At 51.4% G+C, this 7,395-nt stretch carries 6 protein-coding genes and 1 pseudogene; all 7 read left to right on the top strand.

What is annotated here, in order from left to right; translation table 11 throughout:
- Positions 1-667 (top strand): Stp1/IreP family PP2C-type Ser/Thr phosphatase (locus ACR0QE_RS12535; protein WP_432628681.1); only part of this gene is annotated, 667 nt, incomplete at its 5' end.
- Positions 664-2,859, top strand: a complete 2,196-nt coding sequence (gene pknB, locus ACR0QE_RS12540) for a Stk1 family PASTA domain-containing Ser/Thr kinase (RefSeq protein WP_432628682.1) — start codon at positions 664-666, stop codon at positions 2,857-2,859. The genes ACR0QE_RS12535 and pknB, both read left to right, overlap by 4 nt.
- Before the next feature lie 107 nt (positions 2,860-2,966).
- Positions 2,967-3,854 carry a ribosome small subunit-dependent GTPase A gene (gene rsgA / locus ACR0QE_RS12545; RefSeq protein WP_432628683.1) on the top strand — a complete coding sequence of 296 codons (888 nt, stop codon included), beginning with the start codon at positions 2,967-2,969 and terminating at the stop codon, positions 3,852-3,854.
- A gap of 22 nt (positions 3,855-3,876) precedes the next feature.
- Complete coding sequence (gene rpe, locus ACR0QE_RS12550) at positions 3,877-4,536, top strand: ribulose-phosphate 3-epimerase (protein WP_432628684.1); 660 nt, start codon at positions 3,877-3,879, stop codon at positions 4,534-4,536.
- Positions 4,536-5,318 (top strand): thiamine diphosphokinase, encoded by a 783-nt coding sequence (locus ACR0QE_RS12555; RefSeq protein ID WP_432628685.1) that lies wholly within the window; start codon positions 4,536-4,538, stop codon positions 5,316-5,318. The genes rpe and ACR0QE_RS12555 overlap by 1 nt, the downstream gene beginning before the upstream one ends.
- A gap of 136 nt (positions 5,319-5,454) precedes the next feature.
- Positions 5,455-6,060, top strand: a complete 606-nt coding sequence (locus ACR0QE_RS12560) for an ECF transporter S component (RefSeq protein WP_432628686.1) — start codon at positions 5,455-5,457, stop codon at positions 6,058-6,060.
- 147 nt (positions 6,061-6,207) lie between these two features.
- Positions 6,208-7,395 (top strand): annotated as a pseudogene (gene serS / locus ACR0QE_RS12565) (serine--tRNA ligase); the annotation flags it as partial.

A 7,395-nucleotide genomic window follows, 5' to 3' on the forward strand; every position in this document is an offset into this window, starting at 1 on the left:
GATCGGTTCTCTTGATAATCTTTTTATCGTTGCGGACGGAATGGGCGGACACAAGGCGGGGGATTTCGCTTCCCGCTTTGTTGTGGAGAAGCTGACCGCGTTTTTTTCACAGCCGTTTCCGGACAAGGATGTGCACAGTATCATCCGGGAGGGGATCCGGAAAGTCAACCGGGAACTCTACGAGACCGCAAATCAGGATGAGAATCTAAAAGGAACGGGAAGCACTCTGGTGCTTGCGACGATCCGGGGCAATGTGCTTTATGTCGCGAATGTCGGGGACAGCCGTCTGTATCTTCTGCGCGATGAGCTTGAGCAGATCACGCGCGACCATTCCTACGTGGAAGAGCTCGTTGCACTTGGAAAGATGAAGCGCGGAAGCCGGGATTATCTGGAAAATAAAAATATCATCACCCGTGCAATCGGTGCGGATGAGGATGTGGATGCAGACCTGTTTGCGATCAAGCTCAAGAGCCGGGACGTGATTTTGATGTGTTCCGACGGACTGAGCAACATGGTCGATGAGTTTGAGATGGAGTATATCATACGTGCGGAGGAGAACATCTGCGAGAAGGCAAAGGGGCTTGTGGATGCTGCAAACCGCAGTGGCGGAAAAGACAATATTTCCGTGATTCTTGTGGAACCGCAGATAAGTGAGGTGAGCCTATGATGCTGAGACCGGGAACTTTTCTGCAGGACCGTTATGAGATACTCGAACAGATCGGTTCCGGTGGCATGTCTGTGGTGTACAAGGCAAAATGTCATAAGCTCAACCGTTTTGTGGCGATCAAGGTGCTTAAGGAAGAATTCTGCGACGACAGCAACTTTGTCAGCAAGTTCAAGATGGAGGCACAGGCGGCAGCCGGTCTGTCCCATCCGAATATTGTCAGCGTGTATGACGTTATCGATGAGGGACAGCTTCACTATATCGTGATGGAGCTGATTGAGGGAATCACACTCAAGAGTTATATTGCCAAGAAAGGGCATCTTGAGGTGAAGGAGACGATCGGCATTGCGATTCAGGTCGCACAGGGTATGGAGGCAGCACACGAGCAGCATATCATCCATCGGGACATCAAGCCTCAGAACATCATGATCTCGCGGGATGGCAAGGTCAAGGTGACCGATTTCGGAATTGCGCGGGCTGTGACTGCCCAGACGATGACGTCCTCCGCGATGGGATCGGTTCACTACATTTCGCCGGAGCAGGCAAAGGGCCGGTTCTGTGATGAGAGAAGTGACATTTATTCGCTCGGTATCACAATCTATGAGATGGTGACCGGATATCTGCCGTTTGACGGGGAGAATGCGGTGGCGATTGCAGTTGCGCATCTGAGCAACGAGACGGTCAGACCGAGTGTGTACAATCCCGAGGTGCCGCAGAGTCTGGAGCGGATTATCCTAAAATGTATGGAAAAGAGGCCGGAACAGCGCTATGCGAGCGCCTCAGAGCTGATCATGGATCTCAGAAAAGCGCTTCTTCAGCCGGATGGACATTTCGTCAAGGATTCGACGAGCGCCGCTCTCGACGGAGAGACGATTCAGCTTGGCGATAAGGAGGTCCAGGAGATCAACGAGCGCAGCCGGGAGATTGAACAGAAAGACTTTGACCGGGACAGAGAGCGGTCCCCGAAGCGTTATTCCCACAAGTATCCGGCGGGCGAGGAGAATTATGACACCCACCGAAAGAACCGGAATGAGAACCGGAACGAGGAAGTGGTTGAGGAAGAGGATGAGGTGAACCCGAAATTAGAGCGGCTTCTCGCCGGGGTTGGCATCGTCGTTGCGATCGGAATTGTCGCAGTTCTCATTGTGGTGGTGATGAAACTTTTCGGAGGATTTTCTCATGCAGGTCTCGGAAATATCCACACGACAGCGGCGTTAGATGAGGCACAGATGGAGACGACGACCGAGAGTGCACAGTTAAAAGACACGGAAGTGTATATGCCGGATGTGAGGGGACTCACCGAGGCGGAGGCACAGACGAAACTCAAGGCCAGCTTTTTGACGATGAAGGTGTCCTACACCTCCTCGGACGAGGTTAAACAGGGATATGTCATCAGTCAGGGACCGTCTGCGGACAGTGTGGTTTTAAAAGGGGCATCCGTCAATGTCATTGTCAGCACCGGATCCGGAAAGATTGTCTTATCGGAACTGAAAATCGGGGATCAGAAACTGACGGATCTCGATGTGAGCACGGCAAAGACGTACCTCGAGAGCAAGAACCTGTCCGTGACGGTTGTTGAGGAGGAGAGCGATACGGTTGAGAAGGATCAGGTGATCCGCTATGAGCCGGAGGAAGTCGAGGAGAACGGAAGCGTTGTTCTCTATGCCAGCAGCGGACCGCATGTGGAGACCGCCTATGTGCCGTCTCTGACCGGAAAGACGAAAGATGAGGCGAATGCACTTCTGACAGAGGCAGGACTTCTTGCCGGGGATGTGACGGAACAGAGCAGTGAGTCCGTGGCATCCGGCCATGTGATCAGCCAGTCAAAGCCGGCAGGAACCCAGCTCGAGGCGGGAAGCAAAATCGATTATGTTGTCAGCACCGGCCCTCAGATCAAGCGTCAGCGCTACGTCGCATCGATCAACGAGGTCTATGATCCGAGCAATCTCATCGGTCCGGGAGCGAGCGGTTCAACTGTCAGTGTGATGGTGCGCCTGCGTCAGGGCCCGGACAGTAATCCGCTCTACAAAGTGTTGATGCAGACGACGAGAATCAAGGGAAATGTTCTGCTTCCGATCAGTTTTACCAGCATCGAGAGCATGGATGGAACGGATCAGGGTCAGGTTGAGGTGGTAAATGTGGACAGCGGAGAGATCCTGAAAATTTATCCGCTCACGTTCTTTGCGATGGATTGATTTTTTGCGCTGGATGAAATCTGATTGGGAAAACAAAAAAGAAAAAGACGGAAGCAAAAGGTCTGAAAAAACAGGTGTCAGGCTGAAAAGAGATAAGAAGATAAGAGATGACAGGAAAAATTATCAAGGGAATTGCAGGATTTTATTATGTCCACGACGGACATGAGAAGGTATACGAATGCCGCGCAAAGGGAATTTTCAGAAGCCGCGGGATTAAGCCGGTTGTCGGAGACAATGTAGAGTTTACCGTTCTCGATGAGGAGAAGGCGGAGGGCAGCATCGATGAGATTCTCCCGAGAAAAAATGTGCTTGTCCGCCCGGCATCGGCAAATGTGGATCAGGCGCTTGTCGTGTTTGCAATCACGCAGCCGGAGCCGAATTTAAACCTCTTAGACCGCTTCCTGATTATGATGGAGGCTCAGGAGGTTCCGGTCACGATCTGCTTTAACAAGACGGATCTCGGCGAGGAGGAACGTCAGGGAGAGTACCGGAAAACGTATGAGGCGGCGGGCTATCCGGTGCTGTTTGTGAGCAGCAGACAGGAGGCCGGTGTGGAGAAGATCCGGGAGGTTCTGCGCGGAAAGACGACAATTCTTGCCGGTCCTTCCGGCGTCGGAAAATCCTCTCTGACGAATCAGCTTCTGCCAAAGGCAGTGATGGAGACGGGCTCGATCAGTGAGAAGATCAAGAGGGGAAAGCACACGACCCGCCATGCAGAGCTGTTCTGCGTGGAAGAAAACACGTATCTGTGTGACACACCGGGATTTTCTTCGATGTATCTTGAGGAGATCGAATCCGGAAAACTCAAGTATTATTTCCCGGAATTTGAGCCGTTTGCGGATGCATGCCGGTTTCAGGCAGACTGCGTTCACATCGGAGAGCCGGTCTGTGGAATCAAGGATGCTTTGGAGAATGGAAAGCTGAGTGAGAGCCGTTATGAAAATTATCGGATTCTCTATCAGGAACTCAAGGAGAAAGAACGGAGAAGATATTAGAAAGGGAAGAGGAGAAAAAGCCATGGCAATTTTAGCGCCGTCGCTTCTTGCGGCAGATTTTAAGAAACTTGGAGAAGAGATTCAGAAAGTGGATCGGGCAGGTGCACAGTACATTCACATCGATGTGATGGACGGAATGTTTGTGCCAAGCATTTCTTTCGGAATGCCGGTGATTGCGAGCATTCGCCCATGCACGGACCGCGTGTTTGATGTCCATATGATGGTGGAAGAGCCGGGACGCTATGTGCAGGATTTAAAGGCAGCGGGAGCGGATCTGATCTGTGTGCATCAGGAAGCCTGTGCTCACCTTGACCGCACGATCCATCAGATTAAGGATCTCGGAATGAAAGCAGGTGTGGCACTCAATCCGGCAACTCCGGTTGAGACACTCAAATGGATTCTTCCGGAGGTGGATATGGTGCTGATCATGTCAGTCAATCCGGGATTTGGCGGTCAGAAGTTTATCTCCTATGCGACAGAGAAGGTGCGTGAGGTGCGCCGCATGGCAGATGAGATGGGACTTCAGACGGACATTGAGGTTGACGGAGGCGTGACAACTGCGAATGCCGGTCTGCTTCTTGAGGCAGGTGCAAATATTCTTGTCGCCGGTTCTGCAGTCTTCAAGGGGGATGCAGAGGCGAATGTCAGGAACTTTTTGGAGACGTTTAAGGAGTACGAGTGATGAAGAAACATCCATCATGTCTTGTGGTTACGGGCGGAGAGCTGGATCTGGCTTTCGCCCGTTCCTTTTTGGAAAAAGAGTCGTTTGACCTTGTGATTGCGGTTGACGGAGGACTCAGGTATGCGGATGCGCTCGGTCTGAAACCGGACTGGGTGGTGGGAGATTTCGATACGGTCGAGGAGACACTTCTCAAAAAATACTGTCCGGCAAAGATTCCGGAGCGTCCGGACGAGGAGGAGTTTACAGAAGAGCAGGTTTATGAGAGTGCGGATTTGTTTGAGCAGGAGGAGACCGTCGGATCCGTGGAGACGGAGGATGGCAGAACGGTGTTCTGGGAGCAGCATCATCCGGAAAAGAATGAGACGGACACAGAGCTTGCGAGAAGCAGGGCGCTTGAGCTTGGCTGCGGACGGATTGTCTTTCTCGGGGCGACCGGGGGACGTCTCGACCATATGATTGCAAATATTCATATGCTTTCTGAGTGTCTGGAGCAGAATGTGCATGCGGAGCTTGTCGATGCACAGAACCGCCTGTATCTGATCCGGAATCAGGCTGAGTTTGAGCGGGAAAAGATCTGGGGAAAATACATTTCCTTTTTCCCTTACACCGACCGGGTCAGAGGAATCCACCTTGCGGGATTTAAGTATCTGCTTCACGGATGGAACTTAAAAAAAGGTGTCGAGAGCGGACTGTGCCTGAGCAATGAGCTTGCGGGAGATTCGGCGAAGATCTGGATTGACGAGGGCATTCTCGTCTGTGTGGAATCGAGAGATAAAGAATAAGATCAAACTGGACTGGTCAAAATATACGAAACTGGATATTTATGCCACTCCACCATCGTGTTATGATTGGAAAAATCGGTTGCGGGTTTCAAGCTGAGAACGCAGCCAGAGAAACAAACGAGGGAGTGGAACAATTATGGAAAACAGACAAGACAAAATGGACAACAAGGTTTACAAGCTGGTGCTGACTGCGCTGATGGCAGCTCTGTGCTACGTATCATTCACCTACTTAAAGATCCCGATTCCGACATTCGGAGGAGATTACACGGCGCTTCACATCGGAAACGCTTTCTGCGTTCTCGCGGCGCTGCTGCTCGGTGGCGGATACGGCGGTCTTGCAGGATCTCTGGGAATGACGATTGCAGATCTGATTGATCCTACCTATATCACCAGTGCACCGAAGACCTTTGTCTTGAAGCTCTGCATCGGTCTGATTGCAGGTTTCGTCGCACACAACATCGCTCACATCACCGAAAACCATGACAGCAAGTACATCCTGAAATGGACGTTGATCGCATCGATTGCCGGTCTCGGATTCAACGTGATCTTTGATCCGATCGTGGGATTCTTCTATAAGAACTATATCCTTGGCGTACAGTCCGACGCGGCAAAGATCATGGCAACCTGGGCAGCAGGTGTGACTTTCATCAACGCGATTGCGGGTACGATTGTGGTCTGTGTCGTTTACATGGCAGTCCGTCCGGTCCTGAAAAAAGCAGGTCTGTTCATCAAGATTTCCTGATGATTTGCAGATTTGCAGACAAAACTCTTTCCAACCGTGTAAAAATGTAGTATAATCGGAAAATAATTGTTATATTATTCATGGTTTCAGCGTCCGAGACGGGGCTCCGGGCAGAGGACGCGGGATCGATGTATACAGGAGGAAAACATGTTAGACTTAAAGTTTGTCCGTGAAAATCCGGACATCGTAAAGAAGAATATCGAGAACAAGTTTCAGTTCGAAAAACTTCCGCTCGTAGACGAGGTGATTGAGCTGGATGCGAAGAACCGTGCAGCAAAGGCTGAGGCAGACAGCATCCGTGCATCCCGCAACAAGCTGTCCAAGCAGATCGGTCAGCTGATGGGTCAGGGCAAGAAGGAAGAGGCTGAGGCAGTAAAGGCAGAGGTAGCTGCAAACGCAGCACGTCTTGCAGAGCTGGAGAAGCAGGAAGCAGAGCTTGGCGAGAAAGTTCTCAAGATCATGATGACCATTCCGAATATCATTGATCCGAGTGTTCCGATCGGTAAAGATGACAGCGAGAACGTGGAGATCGAAAAGTTTGGCGAGCCGGTTGTTCCGGATTTCGAGATTCCGTACCACACCGATATTATGAAGACGTTTGACGGCATTGATCTCGATGCAGCAGGCCGTGTGGCTGGAAATGGCTTCTATTACCTGATGGGCGACATCGCAAGACTGCATTCCGCAGTTTTGGCATATGCGCGTGATTTCATGATCAACCGCGGTTTCACCTACTGCATTCCGCCGTTCATGATCCGCAGCAACGTTGTAACCGGTGTTATGAGCTTCGATGAGATGGATGCGATGATGTACAAGATCGAGGGCGAGGATCTGTACCTGATCGGTACGAGTGAGCACTCCATGATCGGTAAGTTCATCGACACCGTAACTCCGGAGGCAGAGCTTCCGAAGACCTTCACGAGCTATTCTCCGTGCTTCCGCAAGGAGAAGGGTGCTCACGGAATTGAGGAGCGCGGTGTTTACCGTATCCATCAGTTCGAGAAGCAGGAGATGATCGTAGTCTGCAAGCCGGAAGATTCCAAGATGTGGTATGACAAACTGTGGCAGAACACCGTAGATCTGTTCCGCTCTCTGGATATCCCGGTTCGTACTCTCGAGTGCTGCTCCGGTGATCTGGCAGACCTGAAGGTGAAGTCCTGTGACGTAGAGGCATGGTCTCCGCGCCAGAAGAAGTACTTTGAGGTTGGTTCCTGTTCCAATCTGGGCGATGCACAGGCTCGCCGCTTAAAGATCCGTATTGAGGGTGAGAATGGCCGTTACTTTGCACACTGAACAACACCGTAGTTGCTCCGCCGCGTATGCTGATTGCATTCC

Source organism: Brotaphodocola sp., from assembly GCF_050873065.1.
In the GTDB taxonomy this organism is placed as follows: Bacteria; Bacillota; Clostridia; order Lachnospirales; family Lachnospiraceae; genus Brotaphodocola.